Raw genomic sequence first — 221 nt, 5'->3', positions numbered from 1 at the left:
AAGAGCTTTCATAGGGCAAGTTGTTCCTGACTGACCATCAAAGCAGGGCGACAAGTGCGCCTGTATGTCCCCAGTTTTTTTGGCACTCTCAAACAAGTCGCCTGATCGTCTTTTGATCTTTGCCTCGTTCCAGCTGTCTTGTTCGCAAAGGCGCTTGTTCAGAAAGAGAAAGGCTGAGTTTGCAAAGATCGCTATCTGCGCTTCGCTGCCCTTGGTGCTTG

At 49.8% G+C, this 221-nt stretch carries 1 protein-coding gene; it reads right to left on the bottom strand.

Translation table 11 applies throughout. The annotated features are described in order from the left end of the window. Positions 1-221 (bottom strand): hypothetical protein (locus A3764_RS25790; protein WP_236627980.1); only part of this gene is annotated, 221 nt, incomplete at both ends.

Origin of the sequence: Sulfitobacter sp. HI0129 (assembly GCF_001635395.1) — a bacterium.
GTDB lineage: Bacteria > Pseudomonadota > Alphaproteobacteria > Rhodobacterales > Rhodobacteraceae > Sulfitobacter.
The sequence above is the reverse complement of the archived record's forward strand: the minus strand, read 5'-3'. Positions and strand labels throughout refer to the sequence as shown.